This window comes from Pseudorhodoplanes sp., assembly GCA_032027085.1.
Lineage (GTDB): Bacteria > Pseudomonadota > Alphaproteobacteria > Rhizobiales > Xanthobacteraceae > Pseudorhodoplanes.
Genome location: JAVSMS010000001.1, coordinates 1,293,720 through 1,314,260, shown reverse-complemented (window position 1 = coordinate 1,314,260; position 20,541 = coordinate 1,293,720). Strand labels below are relative to the sequence as shown.

Here is a 20,541-nt window from a genome sequence, read left to right as displayed (position 1 = left end):
CGGGAGCATGCCTAAGCCCGGCCCCCGCGGCTTATTGCATTGCAGCGCGGGAACCATAGCCGATCTGGGTACAAAAGCCAGTGTCGCCCAAGATGATGAGCTTATTTTTCGCCACCGCCCGTTGCGGCGCAGCATTTTCTGCGGCAGACTTCCGGCGAAATTCCGTACCCGCCGGAGCACGGACATGTCCGCCTTACCGAAGCTGAAAGCGCTGAAATCGCTCTACCAAGTCGGCGAAATCCCGCCGCTCGGTCACGTCCCCGACAACATGCATGCCTGGGCGATCCGCAAGGAGCGGCACGGTCCGCCCGAATCCTCCATGCAGGTCGAGGTGGTGCCGACCTGGCCGATCGGCGAGGATGAGGTGCTGGTCTTCGTGATGGCAGGCGGGGTGAATTACAACGGTGTCTGGGCCGGCCTCGGCGTGCCGATCTCGCCGCTCGATGTGCACAAGAACCCGTTTCATGTCGCGGGCTCGGACGCCTCCGGCGTGGTCTGGGCGGTTGGCGCCAAGGTGAAGCGCTGGAAGGTTGGCGACGAAGTCATCGTGCATTGCAATCAGGACGACGGCGATGACGAGGAATGCAACGGCGGCGACCCGATGCTGTCGCCCTCGCAGCGCATCTGGGGGTACGAGACGCCGGACGGCTCGTTCGCGCAATTTTGCCGCGTGCAGTCCCGGCAATTGATGCCCAAGCCAAAGCACCTCACCTGGGAAGAAGCGGCCTGCTACACACTCACGCTCGCGACCGCCTACCGCATGCTGTTCGGACACGCGCCGCACACGCTCAAGCCGGGTGATCACGTACTGGTCTGGGGCGCTTCGGGCGGGCTCGGCGTTTTCGGCGTGCAGCTTTGCGCCGCCTCGGGCGCCAACGCAATCGGCATCATTTCAGATGAGAGCAAGCGCGATTACGTCATGGGCCTCGGTGCCAAGGGCGTGATCAACCGCAAGGATTTCAATTGCTGGGGCCAGATGCCCAAGGTGAACACGCCGGAATACGACGCCTGGGTGAAGGAGGCGCGCAAGTTCGGCAAGGCAATCTGGGACGTCACCGGCAAGCGCGATGTCGACATCGTGTTTGAGCATCCGGGCGAGCAGACGTTTCCGGTCTCATGTCTCGTGGTGAAGCGCGGCGGCATGGTGGTCTTCTGCGCCGGCACCTCGGGCTACAATATCACCTTCGACGCGCGCTATGTCTGGATGCGGCAGAAGCGCATCCAGGGTTCGCATTTCGCGCATCTGAAGCAGGCCAGCGCCGCCAACCAGTTCGTGCTCGACCGCCGCATTGATCCCTGCATGAGCGAGGTCTTCGGCTGGGACCAGATCCCGTTGGCGCACCAGAAGATGTGGAAGAACCAGCATGCACCGGGAAACATGGCGGTGCTGGTGAATGCGCCGCGCGTTGGACTGCGCAGCTTCGAGGATGTGGTGGAAGCGGCGGGCGGATAGGGCGAAGGTTTTCGCCGTGCACCTTTCCATCGTCATGCCCGGTCTTGTGCCCGGGATTCATGTCTTCCAGGCCCTGTCGTGCAATCAAGACCTGGATGGCCGGGACAAGCCCGGTCATGACATTTACTTTCGGCCTACCGTCTCCGGCTCCTTCGGCTCGCGCAGCTTCACGATCACCGCATTCAGTTCGCCGCCATAGATGAAGATCGAGGCGGTGAAATAGAGAAACACGAGTGCGATCATCGGCGAGGCGAGGCCGGCATAATAGACCGAATAGGTGAAGGCGAATTCGGCGAGATAGCGGCCGAACAGAATGCCGGCCAAGAGCCACAGCACGAGCGTCGCAAGAATGCCTGGCAGGATCTGGCCGAAGGTGCGGCGGCCGGCCGGCAGCCATTTGTGCACCACGACCAGCGGGACGATGAGCAGCACCGTCGCCGTGGACAGCCGCACGAAGGTCACCACGTCGCCGAACGGTTCCAGCTTCGGAAATTTGCGGACCGCAGTCGCCCAAATGAGCGGCGCCAGCAGCACCAGGAACGACAGTGCCAGCATACCCCCCGCAGCGAGAATGACATAGCCGATCGATTCCAGTCGCAGCAGCCAAACAGAGCGCGTCTCGACCACGGTATAGGCGCGATTGAGGCCGATGCGGAGGCTTTCGATACCGCTCGAGGCAAAATACAACGCAAGCAAGGCGCCGACCGTCAGCACCTGTCCCTGCGCGTTGCTGAGCACATTATGGATTTCTCGCGACACGGGGCCGGCGACCTCCTCCGGCCAGGCCTCCAGCAGCAGATTGGCTGCCTCATCGGCCAGATTCTGCGAGCCGATAATGCCCGCCAGCGCCGTCAAGACGAGGAAAAAGGGGAACAGCGCCATCAAGGATGACAGCGCGATATGGCTGGCGATCGCCCAGCCGTCGTCGGCATTGAATTGCCAAAAGGCGTCGAGTCCGACTCGCCAGATTTTCTTCAGAATCGACAAGGCCCACGATCTCCGTCGAGGCCACATCATATAGCGAACGCGAAAAATCAAGGGGAGGCGAAATCTACAGCCGCGCAATGCCTCGCCAGGAGTCCGCGCTATGCCGCCTGCACTTGCGTCAGGAAATGCCGCACCTGACGCTCCAGTCCCTCCGCCTCGATCGCCAATGCATCGGCCAGCGCTTTCACGTCGGAGGCGGTGCCGCGTGCATCAACCACGGCGCTTGCGACGCGGCTCATCGCCTCGGCGCCGGTGCGAGCTTCGCCGGACGCGCTGTTCACGCCCTCCGCGATAGTGGAGACGGCGGAATTCTGCTCCTCGACGGTGACGGCGACACTTGAGGCAATCGCCGACATCTCCTCGATGATGGCATTAACCTGATTGATCGCCTGCGCGGCATCAGCGGCGGCGGATTGGATCGAACCGATCTGGCCGGCAATGTCCTCTGTCGCGCGCGCAGTTTGGCCGGCCAGCGATTTCACCTCCGAGGCGACAACGGCAAATCCGCGTCCCGCCTCCCCGGCGCGCGCGGCCTCGATCGTGGCGTTGAGCGCCAGGAGGTTGGTTTGTCCGGCGATGGCTTGAATGAGGCTGATGACTTCGCCGATGCGGGTTGCAGCATTGGCGAGTTCGCCCATGGTTGTCGTGGTGCGGCGCGCTTCCTCGACCGCCCGACTCGCCACTTCGGTCGATTTATGTGCCTGGCTGGAAATCTCGCCGATCGAGGCAGCCAGTTCTTCGACTGAACTTGCCGCTGCGGTCACGTTGCTGGAGGCGGCACGTACCCGATTTTCAGCGTGCTGCGCTTCGCCGGAGACCGAATCTGCGGCGTTGTTCAGGTTGCCGGCGGAGATCTCAAGCCGCTCCGCTGCATTGCGGACCTTGGCCAGCACTTCGTCGACTGAGCGTTCGAATTCTGTAATGGTCGCAGATATTGTTTCGGCGCGCTGTTCACGCGCGCGGCTTTGCTCGACTTGGGCGGCCGTCAGACGCTCGCGTTCGATCATGGTATCCCGGAACACGATCACGGTTCGCGCCATGTCGCCGATTTCGTCACGCGCGCGGGTTGCGGGAATTTTCGCCGATGTATCTCCGGCGGCCAGCCGCTTCATCGCGCCGGCAAGGACCGCAAGAGGTCCGGTTATGCTGCGGCCGATAAGCCAACTAAAGGCAAGGCCGATCAGCACGGCAGCCACGCCGACGGAAATCATGGTCAGCCGGGTGTGCTTCTGCGAAGATATCAGTTCGGCGGACGCCCGGCTCGCTCCGTTAGTCGCGGAAAGAATGATGTCATCCGCCGCCGGCATCATCTGCTTGGTGTCGAGATCGATCAACGTGAGATAGGGCCAGACCTTGTCGGAGCTCGCCGCCCACTCGGCAAAGGTTTCGGTGTAGCTCTTGACCTGGTTTTCGAGCTCCGAGCGCATCGCCGGTGTGCCATCAATGCCGGCAAATGTCTGGATGAAATTCTTGTACTCCTCGAAGAACATGGTGTGCGCGAAACCGCTGATGCGCAGCCTCTGTTCGGCCTCATAACGCCGCATGATCAAGAGCGAGACCATCAGTTTGCGGGCGTCGGCCTCGCCGAGCCAAGGCATCTTCTCGCTGATGATGCGCTCGACGGCGTTGCCGGCTTCGCGAATCTTGCGCCGCAGGCCTTCGTCGTCTGTGAATCCCAGATGGCGCTGACCTTCGATCACGCGCTGGAAATTCTGCCCGACTTGGTTCAGCGTTTCGCGGAGCGGCGACAGCCGCTTGCGCTGTTCATCGTCAACCGAAACCTCGATGGCATGCAGATTGCGCAGTGCGCTGCCCTGGGCATTTTCGAATTCAATGATGGATTCGTTGCCCGGACGCGCTGCGAAATCGCGGGCGCTGATGCGCATGCGGCCGATGTCTTCCTTGAAATCGCGGCTGGCATCGGCGATGGCGGCGGCCATCTTGAAACGGTCGAACGCCGCCTCGACATCCCTTTCGCCGCCAGCGAAGAAAAAGCCATTGGCGATAAAGCCTGCGACGGGAATCAGGGCAATGGCAATGATGCGATTGCGGACTGAAAAGGATGACACCAACCGCCCAAGGGACAGGCGCTGCGATCCGGCGCGGGGGCTGCTCACAGGCGGGGCGCTCATAAAACGGCCTGGGGGGTTGGCGATCCGATCTAAAAAAGCTGAAAAAGGTAAAGAATCCAGTAACTACGCGAGCTCCTGCAAAGACCGTTGCTTTTGTGCAACGCACCATTACTGTGCGGCTCCTTGCTTCCTACACGCCACAGAGGTCGTTCATGCCGCTCGCATCCACCCGCAATGACACCAGTGATCAATTCGCTTTGCAGGCGAGAGCGGCCGTGAGCGTAGCCGAGGCCTTGCTTGCCGACGCCACCATCAGCGTGCGCAAGCGCGTCATGAGCGAAGGCGGGCCGGCCGGCCAGGTTTTCGATCGCGAGCAGCGCGCCACGCATGGCCTGGCCTGGCTCGCGACCTATGTCGAAGCCTTGCGCCAACTCGCCTCCTATGCCGAGCGCATGCAGGCGGCCGGACAATTTGGCGAGGTTGAGGATCTCATCATCACTATCGGCTTCGGCGAATATCTGGCGCAGATCGTCGGCGGCATTCCGATGAGCCAGGGGGAGATCGTGCGGCTGTCCGATCTCGGATTGTCGGCCTCAGATGTCGCCGCACGACTGACACCGGATGTCGAAGCCCTCATTGCCGGCGGCAACAATGCCGAGCGGCGCGCGCGGCTGGTCGCACTTCTGCGCGATCATCATGGGGCCACGTTCGGCCAGAGCGGTCTCGATGAAACATTGGAATCGATCCGCGAGGAAATGCGGAAATTTGCGCTGAGCGAAGTGATCCCGCACGCGCAAGAGTGGCATCTGAACAATCGCTACATCCCGCTCGACGTCATTTCGCACATGTCCGAGCTCGGCGTGTTCGGCCTGACCATTTCCGAAAACTACGGCGGCCTCAGTCTTGGCAAGGAATCGATGTGCGTCGTCTCCGAGGAATTGTCGCGCGGCTATATTGGCGTCGGCTCGCTCGGCACTCGCTCGGAAATCGCAGCCGAACTCATTCTCGGCAGCGGCACCGAAGACCAGAAGCGCAAGTGGCTGCCGAAGATCGCGTCCGGCGAAATTCTCCCGACCGCCGTCTTCACCGAGCCCAATACCGGTTCCGACCTCGCGTCGCTGAAGACGCGTGCCGTGCGCGAGGGCAATGTCTACAAGGTCTATGGCAACAAGACCTGGATCACCCATCCGGTGCGCGCCGACCTGATGACGCTGCTGGTGCGCACGGACCCGAAGGAGGCCGGCTATCGCGGTCTGTCGATGTTGCTGGCGGAGAAGCCGCGTGGCACCGACGAGAATCCGTTCCCGGCGCCCGGCATGTCCGGCACCGAGATCGAAGTGCTCGGCTATCGCGGCATGAAGGAATACGAGATCGCCTTTGACGGCTTCGAGGTGAAGGCGGAAAACCTGCTCGGCGGCATCGAGGGCGCGGGCTTCAAGCAGTTGATGCAGACATTCGAATCCGCGCGCATCCAGACCGCGGCGCGGGCGGTCGGAGTCGCGCAGGCGGCAATGGACCAGGCGCTCGCTTACGCACAGCAGCGGTCGCAATTCGCCCGCCCGATCATCGAATTCCCGCGCGTCGCCGACAAGCTCGCGATGATGGCGGTGGAGGTCACCATTGCGCGCCAGCTCACCTATTTTGCCGCGCGCGAAAAGGATTCCGGCCGGCGTTGTGACCTTGAGGCCGGGATGGCGAAGCTCTTGGCGGCGCGGGTCGCCTGGGCGGCCGCCGACAATGCCGTGCAAATTCATGGCGGCAACGGCTTCGCGCTGGAATTCCCCGCCTCGCGGATTTTGTGCGACGCGCGCATCCTGAACATCTTTGAGGGCGCGGCCGAAATCCAGGCGCAGGTCATCGCCCGCCGGCTTCTCGACGGAACAAATTGATGGGCGCCCGGCGATGACAAACGCAAGGAAGTCATCGCCGCCGGCTTCTCGACGGAATGAATTGATTGACCGCCCCGGCAATGACAAACGCGAGAGAGTCATCGCCCGCCGGCTTCGTACCTCATCATTGCCTGGGCGATCTGCCGCAACCAGGGCAACCGATCACGACCTCGTGCGTTGATCTGGCGCAAGGCGCGAGCGGCCATTTCCTTTTGTTATTCGATGCTCATTGCGAGGAGGTTTTCATGCAGAAGCTGAGGGTTGAGCAGGGCGACTGGATTATTGTCTGCGACGGGACTAAGGCCCTTATTCTTGAGAATGCAGGCGACGAAAAATTTCCAAATCTGCAGACCCGCGAAGTTTTCGAACAGCAAAATCCCCGCACGCAGGAGCAAGGAACCGATGCACCCGGCCGGTCGGTTCAGTCGGTCGGCAGTGCGCGCTCGGCGATGGAGCAGACCGACTGGCACGAGCAGGCGGAGCGCGCCTTCCTTGCAGATCTCGCCGGGCGGCTGGATGCGGCGATTGGCGCTGGGGACGCATCGTGTTTTTTGATCGTGGCGCCGCCCAAGGCGCTCGGCATCCTCCGGCAAGCCTATTCACCGCAGGTGAAGCGGGCCATTCGCAATGAGGTGTCAAAAGACCTCGTGAAAAAGCCGGTGCATGAGATCGAAAGGCATCTGGTCGGGCTGCCGGCTTAGCACCGAACCGAACGCCTCTCAGTTAGACGCGTGCAGCGCGCGGTCGAGATCGGCGTAAAGGTCTTCCGGATCTTCCAGGCCGACGGAGAGCCGCAGCAGGTCGGGTGGGCAGGGCGTGTTCGGCCCCTCCACCGAGGCGCGATGCTCGATCAGGCTCTCGACGCCGCCGAGCGAGGTCGCGCGCTTCCACACCTCGACGCGCGCGGCGGTGCTGATGGCTGCCTGCTCGCCGGTGGCGACGCGGATGGACAGCATCGCACCATAGCCGCCATGCATTTGCTTGGCGGCGACGGCGTGGCCCGGATGATGTTGCAGGCCCGGATAAAGCACATGCGATACCGCCGGATGCCGCATGAGCCAGCTCGCCAGCAGTGCCGCGCTTTCGGTTTGTGTGCGCACGCGCATATCGAGCGTGCGCAACCCACGCAACAGCAGCCACGCTTCGAACGGCCCGAGAATTGCGCCGTGCTGCGCCCGCACGTTCTGAATGCGCCTCCAGAACTCATCCTCGCGTGCGGTCGCCAATGCCCCGGCGATGACGTCGGAATGTCCGTTTAGATATTTGGTGGCGGAATGCATGACGACATCGGCACCGAGCGAGATCGGCCGCGTGAAGATTGGCGTCGCCACGGTCGAGTCGACGCAGAGCCTGGCCCCGGCCTTGTGCGCGACGTCGGCGACCGCGGCGATATCGGTGATGGTCCAGAGCGGATTGCCGGGTGTCTCGACATAGACGAGAGCGGTTTCCCCGGGTCTGACCGCGGCACGCACGGCATTGATATCCGAGGTGTCGACGAATTCGATCCTATGCCCGAAGCGCGAGGCCTCGGTCAGCCAGTGGCGGAACGCCCAGTACATGATCTGCGAGGCGACGATATGTGACGGCTTCTCAAGCGCAAGAATGACCGATGTCGCCGCCGCCATGCCGGAGCCGGACAGCATCGCCTGCGGCGCTTGCTCCAGCGCTGCGATCACGGCTTCTGCCTGCCGTATGGTGGCATTGTCGGGCCGGCCATACATGTAGCCCGTGCGGTATTGATTGTCGGGATCGCGGATATAGGTCGTGGACACGTGCAAGGGCGGAACAACTGCTTTGGTCGTTGGGTCGTCGGCTCCCAGCGCCTGCGCCGCCAAGGTCCGGGCTTTGAGCCGTTTCTGTTTATCGTCCGTCATTTCAGGCTCTCTGTTGGTTTGGCGCCGCGGTCGATGCTATGAGGAATCATGACGACTTTCTTCTACTACCTCGTCCCCGTCGCCATTGCGGCGGTCGCGATCGTCCTGCTGTTTGGCCTGGCCAACATGATGCGCGGCGGACCACCAGAGACCTCGCAGAGGCTCATGCGCTTGCGTGTCTTGCTGCAATTCGTCGCCCTTGTCATCATCATGCTCACGATCTGGCTGATGGGGAAATAGATGGTTGTGCTCAACCGCATCTATACGCGCACTGGCGACGACGGCACGACGTCGCTCGGTACCGGCGAGCGACGCAAGAAATACGATCTGCGCGTCGCGGCCTATGGCACACTCGACGAAGTGAACGCAGTGGTCGGGCTGGTGCGGCTCCACACCCAGGCTGACCCGGCGCTCGATGCCATGCTGTCGCGCATCCAGAACGACCTGTTCGATGTCGAGGCCGACCTCTGCGTGGTGGGAGATCAGGGCAAGGGGCCGGGCGGCGCCAAGCTGAATGTCACCGATGCGCAGGTGTCATGGCTGGAGCGGGAGATCGACCAACTCAATGAGGACCTCGCCCCACTCCGCTCCTTCATCTTGCCGGGCGGCTCGCCGGCCGCGGCCTACCTGCATCTCGCCCGCACCGTCTGCCGGCGGGCCGAGCGGCTGATGGTGCAACTGCGCGACCAGCCCGGCGAGAGCATCACCCCGCAAGCCCTGCAATATGTGAACCGGCTTTCCGATTTTCTGTTCGTGGCCGGCCGGCACGCCAACGACAAAGGGGCCGGGGACGTGCTCTGGGTCCCGGGCGAAAACCGCTAGGCCTGTGGCAGGCCGGACTTGGCAATAGTCAACTCCCCGCGTTGACAATCCGCGTAATCCTCCCTTTAGGTAGCCCCGATTTCGCACCTGCGAAGGATGACCCATGAAAGTCCTCGTGCCCGTCAAGCGGGTAATCGATTTCAATGTGAAGGTCCGCGTCAAATCCGACGGTTCCGGCGTCGAACTGGCCAACGTCAAAATGTCGATGAATCCCTTCGACGAGATCGCCGTCGAGGAGGCGATCCGGCTGAAGGAAGCCGGCAAGGCCACCGAAATCGTATGCGTCTCGATCGGCCCGGCGCAGGCCGCCGAGACCATCCGCACCGGGCTCGCCATGGGCGCCGACCGCGGCATCCTGGTGAAGACCGACACCATGGTCGAGCCGCTGGCGGTCGCGAAAATCCTCAAAGCCATTGTCGATGAGGAAAAGCCGGGGCTGGTCATTATGGGCAAGCAGGCGATCGACGATGATTGCAACCAGACCGGACAGATGTTGGCCGCCCTGCTTGGCTGGCCGCAGGGCACCTTCGCCTCCAAGATCGTGATCGATGGCGGCGACATCTCGGTGACCCGCGAGGTCGATGGCGGCCTGCAGACGGTGAAGCTGAAAGGCCCCGCCATTGTCACGACGGATCTGCGGCTGAATGAGCCGCGCTACGCGAGCCTGCCCAACATCATGAAGGCGAAGAAGAAGCCGATCGACGAGAAAACGCCGGAGACCTATGGCGTCGACATCAAGCCGCGGCTCGAAGTCGTGAAGACGACAGAGCCCGGCGGCCGCAAGGCCGGCGTGAAGGTCGGTTCAGTCGCCGAACTTGTCGAGAAGCTGAAGAACGAGGCGGGGGTTCTGTGATGACAACTTTGCTTCTCGCCAAACACGACAACAAGACGTTGAAGGATTCCACGCACAAGGCGCTGACGGCCGCGAAGGCGCTCGGCGGCGAGGTGCATGTGCTGGTCGCAGGCAAGGGCTGTCGCGCCGTTGCCGAGGAAGCGGCAAAGCTCGACGGTGTCGCTAAGGTGTTGCTGGCTGAAAGCGACAGCCTCGAACACCGTCTCGCCGAGCCGACCGCGGCGCTGATCGTCTCGCTGGCGGATCAATACGATGCGCTGGTCGCCCCCGCGACCACGACCGGCAAGAATGTGATGCCGCGGGTCGCGGCGCTGCTCGATGTGATGCAGATTTCCGACATCACGAAAGTGATTTCGCCCGACACGTTTGAGCGGCCGATCTATGCCGGCAACGCCATCCAGACCGTGAAGTCGACCGACAACAAGAAGGTCATCACGGTGCGAACCTCGACCTTCCAGGCGACCGGTGCAGGCGGCTCAGCGCCGATCGAGACCGTCGCCGCAGCGGCCGATCCCGGCCTGTCGAGCTTTGTCGGCGAAGAGCTGTCGAAATCCGACCGCCCCGAACTTACCTCCGCCCGGATCATCATCTCCGGCGGCCGCGCCATGCAGAACCGGGAAAATTTCACCAAATATATCGAGCCGGTGGCCGACAAGCTCGGCGCTGCCATGGGCGCCTCGCGCGCGGCGGTTGATGCCGGCTATGCCCCGAATGACTGGCAGGTCGGCCAGACCGGCAAGGTAGTCGCACCCGAGCTCTATATCGCGGTCGGCATTTCAGGTGCCATTCAGCATCTGGCGGGCATGAAGGATTCCAAGGTCATCGTGGCGATCAACAAGGACGAGGAAGCGCCGATCTTCCAGGTGGCCGATTACGGCCTCGTGGCCGATCTCTATCAGGTGCTGCCCGAGCTCGATGCCGAGCTGGCCAAGCTGAAAGGGTGATCTTAAGGAACGGGTGACCGGCTTGCGATAGCAAGTCACATGAAGGCAAGGCCCGCAGTGGCAAGTCCCGAAAGATCGGCGTAAAAAGCGTCGGCTGGAGATTTGGGCGGGAAATAGCGGGCGGCTTTTGGACGGAACAACATGGCGCAACCCATTCGTAAGATCGGCGTGATCGGGGCAGGGCAGATGGGCAGCGGGATCGCCCAGGTCTGCGCGCTCGCCAACCTTGACGTGAAGCTGAACGACGTCTCGCCGGAGCGCATCAAGCAGGCGCTGGCGACCGTCAATGGCAATCTGGCGCGCCAGGTCTCCAAGCAGACTCTCACCGAGGATCAGCGGCAGGCCGTGTTGAAACGCATCGTCAGCGCGGAGAAGCTCGATGATCTCGGCGATTGCGATCTCGTGATCGAGTCCGCGATTGAAAAGGAAGAGATCAAGCGCAAGATTTTCGCCGATCTCTGTCCGTCGCTGAAGCCGGACGCCATTCTCGCCAGCAATACGTCGTCGATCTCGATCACGCGGCTCGCCTCCGCGACCGACCGGCCGGAACGTTTCATCGGCATTCACTTCATGAATCCGGTGCCGCGCATGGAACTGGTTGAGCTGATCCGCGGCATCGCCACCGCCGACCAGACCTTCGAGGCCAGCAAGGCCTTTGTCACTGCGCTGCATAAGACCATTGCGGTGTCGGAGGATTTCCCGGCCTTCATCGTCAACCGCATCCTGCTGCCGATGATCAACGAGGCGATCTACACGTTGTATGAAGGCGTCGGCACGGTGGAGGCGATCGACACCGCGATGAAGCTCGGGGCGCATCATCCGATGGGGCCGCTCGAGCTCGCCGACTTCATCGGTCTCGACACTTGCCTCTCGGTGATGCAGGTGCTGCACGAGGGGTTGGCGGATTCGAAATATCGCCCGTGCCCGCTGCTGGTGAAATATGTCGAGGCCGGTTGGCTCGGCCGCAAGACGCAGCGCGGCTTCTACGATTATCGCGGCGAAAAGCCGATCCCGACGCGGTAGCCACCCGAGTGCTATATCCATAGCCGCTCTATCGGCGGGTACGCTGCGCCAAACCGCCCGACCGTTTCTGCAATCTATTCCTTCGGAAAAAACCTGAAATACGGCTCGGCTTCCTTCAGCGCTCGTGCATAAGACGGACGCTGTGTCAGCCGCTCAAGATAGGCCACAACATTCTTGTGGCCTTCCAACGGCAGCACCTTGTTGGCGTAGAACAACGCCGGCGCTGCGGCGCAATCGGCAATGGTGAAGTCGTCACCGATAGCCCAGGTTTTCTGCGCCATGTCGCGCTCGATCATCTCGTACACGCCGGCAAGGCGCTCCTTCGCTTGCGTGACGCCGAAAGGATCCTTCTTCTCCGCCGGGCGCAGCCGATCGCCGACGATCCCCTGCATCGGCAGTTGCACGTAGAGATCGTAAAAACGATCCTGCAGTCGGCTCTGCAAGGCGAGGGTTCTGTCGGCTGGAATGAAGCGGGTCTGACCGGGAAAATGCTGATCGAGATATTCGATGATGATGCTGGTCTCCGGGATTGTCTGGTTCCTCGCGTCGTCGCGCATGACCGGAAATTTTCCGATCGGCCACATCTTCTTGAGGTTCGCCGCCGCGGTCTGGTCCATTAGATCGACGACATGCGGCGTGAACGGCGTGTCGTTCTCGTAGAGCGCAATCAGCACCTTCATGCAGAATGATGACAGAGGATGGAAATAGAGCGTGAGGGACATGCTAGGCTTCCCTACTTGGTGAGAACGATATGCATGGCCTTCGGCGTGGTGACGTGTTCGCTGCGCCGATAGCCGAGCTTCGGAAGATCGAACCCGGCAAGAAGATGCTCGCCGGTGCCGAGCAGGACCGGCGAAATGGCAAAATGCATTTCGTCGACAAGTCCTGCCTGCAGGTATTGCCGGATCGTGGACGTGCCACCGCCAACGCGGACGTCTTTTGCGCCTGCCGCGTCAGTCGCGCGTTCCAGCGCAGCGTCGATGCCGTCGGTCACAAAATGGAAGGTCGTTCCGCCCTCCATGATGATCGAAGCGCGCGGATGATTGGTGAGGACGAATACAGGGCAGTGGTAAGGCGGATTGTCGCCCCACCAGCCCTTCCAGTTATCGTCCGGCCAGTCTCCGCGGCTCGGCGCGAACATGTTGCGGCCCATGATCCAGGCTCCGATATTCTCAAAGCTACGCTTGGCAAAATCATCATCAACATCCGTTGCGCCGCCGTCCTGTCCGAACATGGTCCGGAACGTGCGGGTAGCCAACATCCATTCGTGCAGCTCCTCTCCGCCGATGCCGAGCGGGTTGTCGAGGCTCTGGTCGGGGCCGGCGCCATAGCCGTCGAGCGATATGGTGAAGGCGTGGACGCGAAGCTTGGGCATGGCGGGTTCACCAGCTGATTTAGATATGCAACCAGTTGCATCTTAGGATCGCTGATGGCAGAATGCAAGCGGTTTTTGGGGGCTTCAATGAACGACATCCACCGCTCCGGCTGCCCGATCAATCTCACCCTGGAGATTCTGGGTGACAAATGGAGCCTCCTCATCATCCGCGACATCATCTTCGGCAACCGGCGCCATTTCCGTGAATTGCTGACACGGTCGGAGGAGGGCATCGCCTCCAACATCCTCGCCGACCGCCTGAAGATGCTCCTGGAGCAGGGCATCCTCATCAAGACGGACGATCCGACCCACAAGCAGAAAGCGATCTACAGTCTTACCGAAAAGGGCATCGAACTCTTGCCGGTGCTGGCGCAGATGGCGGCGTGGGGCGTGAAATATCTTCCGGTTACCGACGACCTCGCCATCCGCGCGCATCTGCTGAGGGAGGGCGGGCCCAAGCTGTGGGCGGAGTTCATGGACGAATTGCGCGAAATGCATCTCGGGGCCGGCGCGCGGCTGAAGCCAAAGCCACGCGGGCCGTCGGTGTTCGAACGGCTGAGGAAAGCGTATGAAGAGGTTGTCGCGCGCGGCAGGTAACCGCACTGTAGCGACCGCGAACAACCGGACGGGGAAGAAGAATGACCAGGAAAACGGGAAAGGTTGCGCTCGTCACTGGCGCCGCGCGGGGCATTGGGCTGACGACGGCCAAGAAGTTTCTTTCCGAGGGCTGGCGCGTGGCGCTGCTCGACATCGATAACGAGACGCTGTCGAAAACCTATGCGGCGCTGGCCGCGCCGGAAATGACGCTGCCCCTGCATTGCGACGTCGCCGATGCCAATGGCGTTGCAACATCGGTTGCGCGGGTCGGCGAACGCTTCGGCCGGCTCGACGCACTCGTCAACAACGCCGGCATCGCGATCTTTCGACCGCTGCTGGAGACGACGCTGGAGGACTGGTCGCGCACGCTGGCGGTCAATCTCACTGGCCCTTTTCTGTGCACGCAGGCCGCAGTGCCGCTCATGCGCGAGACCGGCGGCGCTATCGTCAATATCACCTCGATCTCCTCGTTGCGCGCCTCGACGCTGCGCGTCGCCTACGGCACCAGCAAGGCGGCCCTGGCACATCTGACCAAACAGCAGGCGGTCGAACTGGCCGCCCTCGGCATTCGCGTCAATGCGGTGGCGCCAGGCCCGGTCGACACCGCGATGGCGAAGGCGGTGCACACGCCGGAGATCCGCGCCGATTATCACGACACCATTCCGCTCAATCGCTACGGGCTTGAGCAGGAACTGGCCGAAGTGATCTTCTTCCTGTGCGGCGAGCACGCGAGCTATGTCACCGGGCAGATGATCGCCGTCGATGGCGGCTTCGAGGCGACCGGCATCGGCCTTCCGACGCTGCGCGGACAGCGGAGGAATGGATAATCGAAGGCGTCTGATTGGATGCAAGAAGGCCGTGGCGAAATCTCGCCACGGCCTTTGCTCGGTCGGCCAGGGGCAGCATTGGCCGACTGAAATGGCGCGATCATTTTTTGCGCCGGTAATGCGCGGTCATGAATTCCGTCCATTGGCCGTCGTCACCTTGCACGCGCGAGGTGAGCGTGCGGTGATCGTCGCCGACGAAGGTGATGATGTCCTTGTATTTCATCATCTTGCCATCGCCGGACATGCCTGGTCCTTCGGTGTCAAGCGTCAGCATCTTGCCGGCGACGTCAAGCGCTCCCTCGTAGACCCACATGTGTGTCATCATTGACGCGATGAAGGTGCCGACAAAGCGCTGCTTTTGCGGGTCGTATCCCAGCGTCATCATGCTGATCATCTTGCTGCCGTCCGGCATTTCGCCGCTGCCTTCGCCCATGGTCCAGAGTCCGCCGATCGAGCGAACGCTTTCGACGCCTTTGCTTTTTATCGGCGGCTGATCCGGCCCCATGACGCACTCCATTTCGGAGGTCCATTCGCCGACCAGGTTTTGCAGCCACGCATGTTCCTTCTGCGGTTTGATGTCCATGACCTGGGTCCCTTCTTGGCATGTCTGTTAAGCGGCCGGCCTGATGCGGTCACCTTCGGCAATGGCCTTCAGCTTGGCGAGGCCCGCATCGAACTGCCGCTCACACATCTTGTTGCAGTCGATAAACACGTTCATGAGTTTGCCGATATAAGGTTGCGGGCCGTACATTGCCCAGGTCACTTGCGTCGCGCCGTCTTTCGGCTCGAAGGTGAATTCGACGGTGTTGTTGCATTTCATCGGCTTGGTCATGATCAGGTTCATCAGGATTTTGGACGGCGCGACCACGTCCGTGATGGAAATGCTGCCCACGCCGGTCTTGTTGCCGCCGTCGAACTGCATCATCGCACCCTTGCCGGACTCGGGCCCGCTATAGCTTCGCCTCATCCCCGCATCTTGATCGAATGGCGACCACGCGCGGTGCGCGCGCAGCTCGTTCACCAGCGGGAAGATGCTTTCCGGTCTCGCGTTGATCGTAGCCGAGCGGCTGATCCGGAAGCTGTTCGGCTTGGTGCTCGCAAAGATCAGGATGGCGGCGATGACGGCCGCAATAGCGAGAAGAATCGTTGTCAGCATGATCGTCTCCTATGAGAAAATTGGCGAATGAGTGAGTGGTTCGGCTTGCGTCACGCGTGCGGCCAGCAGTTCGAACTCTGCGTCCATGCGGCATTCATGCCGGCCAGAGCTCAACCCGACCTATCGAGCATCAACGCTTCAGAGTTCGACGAGCGACTTGAACCCGCCATAAATCATGCGCTTGCCGTCGAAGGGCATGGCGCCGGGCACCATGTCCTTCGCCAGCCGCGGGTCCTTCATCACCTTGGCAAGAACCTTGTCGCGCGATTTGCGTGACTTGTAGACGATGTAGGAAAAGACCACGGTCTCATTTGGTTTCAGCTTCACGCTGCGTGGGAACGATGTCCATTTGCCTTTCTTGACGTCGTCGGCGACACATTCCATGAACTCGAGCGCGCCGTACTCGCGCCAGATCTTGCCGGCGCGCCGCGCCATGCTGCGATAGGCGGCGATATTCTTCTTCGGAACGGGAACGACAAATCCGTCGATATAAGGCATGTGAAATTCTCCAGCTTTCTGGTTGTCACATCGGCTGCGGGACAATCACCATCCAGGTGATGCCGAAACGGTCGGCGACCATGCCGAAGCGCGGCGAAAAGAAAGTCTTGGTCAGCGGCTGCTGCACCTGACCGCCATCGGACAGGGCGGTGAAGAATTTTTCCGCCTGTGCCTCATCCTTGGCGGGGAGCGACAGCCCAAACCCCTGGAAGGACGCCTTGCCCTGGCAATTGCCGTCCGACGCCATGATTTCCGAATCGCCGATCTTGAGGCTCGCATGCATCACCTTGTCCAGATTGCCCGGCTGCACGCAGTCGGCCGATGGCGGTTCCGGGCTGTCCTTGAAACGCATCAGCATCGTGACTTCTGCGCCGAGCGCGCGCTTGTAGAAATCGAGCGCCTCTTCGCAGCGGCCGTCAAAGAAGAGATAGGGTTGGATAGGCATGAGATGTTCCTTTTCCAAGCGTGTTGCGTTCTCGTGTTGAATGGCGGTCAATCACGCCGCGGCCGCTTCGCCCGCGTAGACGCGTTTGAGCTTGGCGATGTCGAATTTCTTCATCTGTAGGAACGCGGCGGTGACGCGTTCGGTCTTTTCGGAATTGTGGTCCATCAGCATGTCGGCGAGCGCCGTCGGCACCACCTGCCAGGAGAGGCCGAACTTGTCCTTCACCCAGCCGCAGGGGCCTTCCGAGCCGCCATCCGCGGTCAGCCGGCTCCAGTAATAGTCGATCTCCTCCTGCGTCTCGCAGGGGATCTGGAAGGAGATCGCCTCGTCGAATGTGAAGATCGGACCGCCATTGAGCGCGGTGAAGGACTGCCCGTCGAGTTCGAATTCGACCGTCATCGCTGAGCCGGCCGGCCGTTTGTGGATGTCGTGGCCGGCCTTGCTGTAGCGGCTGACGCGCTTGATCTTCGAATTCTTGAAGATCGACACGTAGAATTTGGCGGCGTCCTCGGCCTGGTTGTCGAACCACAGGCAGGGCGTGATCTTCCGCGAGTTGATCGGCATGCTGTCCTCCTTCTGTCGCCGTTTGCAGATTTGCGGACCGGGTTATCCGCAACAGGCCGCTGGGGGCACCCAACGACCGATCTCGCTCACATGGCCGTCAGTGCCATAGCGGTCGTGGTGGCGCACCCAGTCGGTGAGATTATGGTTCGGGCCAGTCTCGTTGCGGCCTTTCGGTGTCAGATCAAGCAGCATGTAGGTCCCGAGCACTTCCTCCGCGCCGCGCCCGAAGGCGGAATAAGTGTGGAACATCTCGCCTCTGTCGTTCTTGTAGAATACGCTGAAGCCGGACAGGTCCTCCAGCGGCAGTGGGCCCTTCTTGTAGTTGTAGAAAGCATCGCCCTTCTCGATCTGGTCGGGCGTGAACGAGACATCGAAATCGTAGTTGAAGTCGCTGCCGAAGGACGACACCCAGTCGAAGCGCCAGCCCATGCGGGCCTTGAACGCCTCGATCTCGTTCAGCGGTGCGCGCGCAATCGACACGAACTTCACATCGTGGTGTTCCAGATGTTGCAGCGCCGCCTCGACGTGATCCATTTCGAATGAGCAGCCGACGCAGCCTTCGATCTGTCCCGGCGCCAGCATGAAATGCTTGACGATGAGTTGGCTGCGGCCTTCGAAAAGGTCGGCCAGCGTCTTCTTGCCCTTTGGCGTGTCGAACACATAGGTCTTCTCGACCCTGACCCAGGGCAGGGCGCGGCGCTCTTCGCTGATGCGGTCGCGCAGATGCGTCATCTCCTTTTCCTTCGCCAGCAGCGCCTTGCGGGCGGTGAGCCAGTCGTGGCGTGAAACGATCTTGTGCGTCTGCATGGTCGTCTCCCTTGCTCTGCGGTGTTTCGATCGCCGGCGTGATCACATCGGAACCGGCGTCATCCATCCGATCCCGGCTCCGCCGGGCTCGCGCAGGATGGTGATGCGGCCGAATTGCGGCACATCGAAAATCGGCCGCATAAATTGCGCGCCTGCACTCACTGCTTTCGCGGCACGCGCATCGACATCGTCCACGGCGAGATACGGCATCCAGCCCGGTTGAACGTCCTCGAATTCGGGCGTGTCGAGGGGGAAAATGCCCGCCACTGGCCTGCCGCCCATGTTGGCAACCCAGTAGGTGCGCCCGTCGCTCATCGGCATGGCCTCGAAAGTCCAGCCGACTGTGTCGTGATAGAACCGCTTGTCGCGTTCGACGTCGCGGCTCATCAGTTCATTCCAGTGGAATTGGCCGTGCGATGTCATGACTCTGTTCCTTGATCCGGCACGCGGTCAGGCGGCGACGGCTTCCGTTGTGGGAAACGGCTCGCGCCAGGCCGGCAATTCGTTCAGCCGATCATGCCAGCGTTGGATATGCGGGAAGCCATCAAGCGGAATATGCGCCTCCTTCGCATAGGGCAGCGTGATCGCGACCGCGAAGTCGGCGATCGTGAGCGCGTCGCCGAGCAGGAATTTGGGGCCGTTCAGATGATCGTCGAGTACGGCACCGAATTTCGTCACCCATCCCGAGGCCTCGATCACGGCGGCACGATCAATCGTGCCCAGCCCGAAACGCGGCTTGATGAGATATTCAAAGTAGAGCGCGCTGGCATGATGGGTGAAATGCTCGCTGTTCCAGCTCAGCCAGCGCATCACTTCGACCTGCCGCTCCGTCTCCTTGGGCCACAAATCGGAATCTGACGCGCCGGCAAGATGGCACATGATCGCATTGGCTTCCCACAGCTTGAGATCGCCGTCTTCCAGCGCCGGCACCTTGCCGTTGGGATTGACCGCGAGATATTGCGGACTCTTGTGCTCGCCCTTGCCGAGATTGACATGGACGAACTCGACCGGCGAATTTAGATAGCGCGCGACGGTGCAGGCTTTCCGTGGATTGAGGGTGTCGAAATAATAGAGCTTCATCACGTGTCCCTCCCACCTCAGACAAAAAACTGTTCGAGCTTGTCGAGCGTGCCTGTCCAGCCGCGCTTGTGTCCGTCGGCGGCGGCCTGATCGAAGAATTGTTCGTGCAGCAGCGTCAGCAGCGTGCCGTCGCCGTCAGGTTTGACCGTCACGGTGACGAGCGACTCGCGCTCGGTCATGGTGTGCCATGCCCAGGTGAATTGCAGCCGCTGATCCGGCACCACCTCGCGATAGACGCCGCCGACCTGATGGTATTCGCCGTCGTCGGTCGTGAAGCTGATCTGATAGCGGCCGCCTTCACGCACATCGAGATCGGCCTTCACCGAACCGTCGATCGTCTGATGCGGGCCGAACCACTTGATCAGCTTTTCCGCGTCCGTCCACGCGGCGAAGACTTTTGCCGGCGGCGCCTTGATACGGCGGGCGAGGGTGACGCTGGGCTTGGCGAGCATGAATCTTCCTCCACAAACGCGGCAAGGCGGTCGAGGGCCGAGGTCCAGAAGCGCTGGTAATGGGCGAGCCAGTGCATGGCTTCCTCCATCGGCCCCGCATTCAGTTGGCACGCGACGGTGCGGCCGGTCTTGGTGCGGGTGATCAGGCCGGCATCCGACAGCACGTCGAGATGCTTCATGATCGCTGGCAGAGACATCGTGAACGGTTCGGCCAATTGGCTGACCGACATCGTTTCTTGTTCGCTCAAACGCGTCAGGATCGCGCGCCGGGTCGGGTCGGAGAGGGCGCTGAAGGTGCGGTCGAGCGGCTGATCTGAATAGTAAACCATATGGTTAAGTATAGAGGGTTGGGCCTGAGGGTCAAGCCGGAAAAGCGGCGCCCAAAAAAAATGTGAGGGTGGAGTGTCGGCGATCGCCGTGACCATTTGACGGCGCGCCTTCCGGCGACGGTGCGCGGGTAACGTTGCGTTGAGCCGTTAAGACACAGGTAAGTTTTTGCTAACGCACCCGCCGCTATAGTTGGCCACGGAGCGAATCCATGGCTGGATCGATTCAAATCAGACGCATGGGCTGGATCCGCATGCCGACGGCATGGGAGCAGACCATGCAGTGGAAAGAGAAGCAGCAGCGCAGCAAGGAACGTCTTGAATCCATGCAGGCTGCGAGCGCTGGATTCAGCGCGGCCGCGCAGAACCATATTCAGCAATCCGGCGCGCTAGCGGTGCAGGCCGCGATTGATCGCAATGCCGCCGCCGCGAAGGCCAAGGCCGAGGCGCTGGAAAAGCAGCAGGCGGAAGCCAAGTGGGATGAACTGATCTAGCCG

The 20,541-nt window shown here is 61.6% G+C and carries 27 protein-coding genes; 12 read left to right on the top strand and 15 right to left on the bottom strand.

The genetic code is table 11. The features are described from left to right. Nucleotides 1-184: 184 nt before the first annotated feature. Nucleotides 185-1,453 (top strand): crotonyl-CoA carboxylase/reductase, encoded by a 1,269-nt coding sequence (gene ccrA / locus RO009_06425; GenBank protein ID MDT3684660.1) that lies wholly within the window; start codon nt 185-187, stop codon nt 1,451-1,453. Between the two features lie 123 nt (nt 1,454-1,576). Here the strand turns inward: ccrA and RO009_06420 are convergent, their stop codons facing one another. Together RO009_06420 and RO009_06415 are read right to left on the bottom strand one after the other, a co-directional pair. Then, nucleotides 1,577-2,440 (bottom strand): YihY/virulence factor BrkB family protein, encoded by an 864-nt coding sequence (locus tag RO009_06420; protein ID MDT3684659.1) that lies wholly within the window; start codon nt 2,438-2,440, stop codon nt 1,577-1,579. A 98-nt stretch (nt 2,441-2,538) separates the two neighbouring features. After that, nucleotides 2,539-4,140 carry a methyl-accepting chemotaxis protein gene (locus RO009_06415; GenBank protein MDT3684658.1) on the bottom strand — a complete coding sequence of 534 codons (1,602 nt, stop codon included), beginning with the start codon at nt 4,138-4,140 and terminating at the stop codon, nt 2,539-2,541. Between RO009_06415 and RO009_06410 the strand changes: the two genes are divergently transcribed. The 3 genes from RO009_06410 (at nt 4,120) to RO009_06400 (ending at nt 7,102) form a co-directional block, all read left to right on the top strand. After that, complete coding sequence (locus RO009_06410; protein ID MDT3684657.1) at nt 4,120-4,497, top strand: hypothetical protein; 378 nt, start codon at nt 4,120-4,122, stop codon at nt 4,495-4,497. The genes RO009_06415 and RO009_06410 overlap by 21 nt on opposite strands. A gap of 227 nt (nt 4,498-4,724) precedes the next feature. Next, a complete protein-coding gene (locus tag RO009_06405) occupies nt 4,725-6,401 on the top strand; it encodes an acyl-CoA dehydrogenase family protein (protein MDT3684656.1) in 1,677 nt (558 codons plus the stop codon). A gap of 245 nt (nt 6,402-6,646) precedes the next feature. Beyond that, nucleotides 6,647-7,102 (top strand): host attachment protein, encoded by a 456-nt coding sequence (locus RO009_06400; protein ID MDT3684655.1) that lies wholly within the window; start codon nt 6,647-6,649, stop codon nt 7,100-7,102. An 18-nt stretch (nt 7,103-7,120) separates the two neighbouring features. Here RO009_06400 and RO009_06395 read toward each other — a convergent pair whose 3' ends face one another. After that, on the bottom strand, nt 7,121-8,275 hold the full coding sequence (locus RO009_06395) for an aminotransferase class I/II-fold pyridoxal phosphate-dependent enzyme (protein ID MDT3684654.1): 1,155 nt from the start codon (nt 8,273-8,275) through the stop codon (nt 7,121-7,123). 48 nt (nt 8,276-8,323) lie between these two features. On the opposite strand from RO009_06395, the gene RO009_06390 reads away from it, so the two are divergent. From RO009_06390 to RO009_06370, 5 genes are all read left to right on the top strand, one after another. After that, nucleotides 8,324-8,515, top strand: coding sequence for a twin transmembrane helix small protein (locus RO009_06390; protein ID MDT3684653.1), 192 nt, complete (start codon nt 8,324-8,326; stop codon nt 8,513-8,515). After that, nucleotides 8,516-9,097 (top strand): cob(I)yrinic acid a,c-diamide adenosyltransferase, encoded by a 582-nt coding sequence (locus RO009_06385; GenBank protein MDT3684652.1) that lies wholly within the window; start codon nt 8,516-8,518, stop codon nt 9,095-9,097. It abuts the gene before it with no gap. Nucleotides 9,098-9,200: 103 nt separating this feature from the next. Then, on the top strand, nt 9,201-9,950 hold the full coding sequence (locus RO009_06380) for an electron transfer flavoprotein subunit beta/FixA family protein (protein MDT3684651.1): 750 nt from the start codon (nt 9,201-9,203) through the stop codon (nt 9,948-9,950). After that, nucleotides 9,950-10,894 (top strand): FAD-binding protein, encoded by a 945-nt coding sequence (locus tag RO009_06375; protein ID MDT3684650.1) that lies wholly within the window; start codon nt 9,950-9,952, stop codon nt 10,892-10,894. The genes RO009_06380 and RO009_06375 overlap by 1 nt, the downstream gene beginning before the upstream one ends. A 141-nt stretch (nt 10,895-11,035) precedes the next feature. Continuing rightward, complete coding sequence (locus tag RO009_06370; GenBank protein ID MDT3684649.1) at nt 11,036-11,917, top strand: 3-hydroxybutyryl-CoA dehydrogenase; 882 nt, start codon at nt 11,036-11,038, stop codon at nt 11,915-11,917. A gap of 74 nt (nt 11,918-11,991) precedes the next feature. Here the strand turns inward: RO009_06370 and RO009_06365 are convergent, their stop codons facing one another. Together RO009_06365 and RO009_06360 are read right to left on the bottom strand one after the other, a co-directional pair. Then, complete coding sequence (locus tag RO009_06365; GenBank protein ID MDT3684648.1) at nt 11,992-12,639, bottom strand: glutathione S-transferase family protein; 648 nt, start codon at nt 12,637-12,639, stop codon at nt 11,992-11,994. 11 nt (nt 12,640-12,650) lie between these two features. Next, the gene (locus RO009_06360) at nt 12,651-13,292 is read right to left on the bottom strand and encodes a dihydrofolate reductase family protein (protein MDT3684647.1); all 642 of its coding nucleotides are present in this window, start codon (nt 13,290-13,292) and stop codon (nt 12,651-12,653) included. Nucleotides 13,293-13,379: 87 nt separating this feature from the next. Here RO009_06360 and RO009_06355 point away from each other — a divergent pair, with 87 nt between their 5' ends. Both RO009_06355 and RO009_06350 read left to right on the top strand, forming a co-directional pair. Continuing rightward, complete coding sequence (locus RO009_06355; protein MDT3684646.1) at nt 13,380-13,889, top strand: helix-turn-helix domain-containing protein; 510 nt, start codon at nt 13,380-13,382, stop codon at nt 13,887-13,889. A 41-nt stretch (nt 13,890-13,930) separates the two neighbouring features. Next, complete coding sequence (locus tag RO009_06350; protein ID MDT3684645.1) at nt 13,931-14,716, top strand: SDR family oxidoreductase; 786 nt, start codon at nt 13,931-13,933, stop codon at nt 14,714-14,716. A 100-nt stretch (nt 14,717-14,816) separates the two neighbouring features. On the opposite strand, the gene RO009_06345 is transcribed toward RO009_06350, so the two are convergent. The 10 genes from RO009_06345 to RO009_06300 form a co-directional block, all read right to left on the bottom strand. Beyond that, a complete protein-coding gene (locus tag RO009_06345; protein ID MDT3684644.1) occupies nt 14,817-15,299 on the bottom strand; it encodes a DUF1579 domain-containing protein in 483 nt (160 codons plus the stop codon). A 27-nt stretch (nt 15,300-15,326) separates the two neighbouring features. Beyond that, on the bottom strand, nt 15,327-15,872 hold the full coding sequence (locus RO009_06340; GenBank protein ID MDT3684643.1) for an SRPBCC family protein: 546 nt from the start codon (nt 15,870-15,872) through the stop codon (nt 15,327-15,329). Between the two features lie 138 nt (nt 15,873-16,010). Further along, the gene (locus tag RO009_06335; GenBank protein MDT3684642.1) at nt 16,011-16,370 is read right to left on the bottom strand and encodes a DUF1428 domain-containing protein; all 360 of its coding nucleotides are present in this window, start codon (nt 16,368-16,370) and stop codon (nt 16,011-16,013) included. A 25-nt stretch (nt 16,371-16,395) separates the two neighbouring features. After that, nucleotides 16,396-16,815: a VOC family protein gene (locus RO009_06330; protein ID MDT3684641.1), complete on the bottom strand. Its 420-nt coding sequence runs from the start codon at nt 16,813-16,815 to the stop codon at nt 16,396-16,398. Nucleotides 16,816-16,866: 51 nt separating this feature from the next. After that, complete coding sequence (locus RO009_06325; GenBank protein MDT3684640.1) at nt 16,867-17,379, bottom strand: VOC family protein; 513 nt, start codon at nt 17,377-17,379, stop codon at nt 16,867-16,869. Nucleotides 17,380-17,421: 42 nt separating this feature from the next. Continuing rightward, nucleotides 17,422-18,186, bottom strand: coding sequence for a thioredoxin family protein (locus tag RO009_06320; protein ID MDT3684639.1), 765 nt, complete (start codon nt 18,184-18,186; stop codon nt 17,422-17,424). A gap of 42 nt (nt 18,187-18,228) precedes the next feature. Continuing rightward, the gene (locus RO009_06315; protein MDT3684638.1) at nt 18,229-18,609 is read right to left on the bottom strand and encodes a VOC family protein; all 381 of its coding nucleotides are present in this window, start codon (nt 18,607-18,609) and stop codon (nt 18,229-18,231) included. 27 nt (nt 18,610-18,636) lie between these two features. Beyond that, nucleotides 18,637-19,266: a glutathione S-transferase family protein gene (locus tag RO009_06310; GenBank protein ID MDT3684637.1), complete on the bottom strand. Its 630-nt coding sequence runs from the start codon at nt 19,264-19,266 to the stop codon at nt 18,637-18,639. A gap of 17 nt (nt 19,267-19,283) precedes the next feature. Further along, on the bottom strand, nt 19,284-19,718 hold the full coding sequence (locus RO009_06305; GenBank protein ID MDT3684636.1) for an SRPBCC domain-containing protein: 435 nt from the start codon (nt 19,716-19,718) through the stop codon (nt 19,284-19,286). Then, entirely contained in the window at nt 19,628-20,047 is a 420-nt protein-coding gene (locus RO009_06300) for a metalloregulator ArsR/SmtB family transcription factor (protein MDT3684635.1), read from the bottom strand. Before RO009_06300 ends, RO009_06305 begins: the two co-directional genes overlap by 91 nt. Before the next feature lie 209 nt (nt 20,048-20,256). Between RO009_06300 and RO009_06295 the strand changes: the two genes are divergently transcribed. Further along, nucleotides 20,257-20,538, top strand: coding sequence for a hypothetical protein (locus tag RO009_06295; GenBank protein MDT3684634.1), 282 nt, complete (start codon nt 20,257-20,259; stop codon nt 20,536-20,538). The last annotated feature ends 3 nt before the right edge of the window (nt 20,539-20,541 follow it).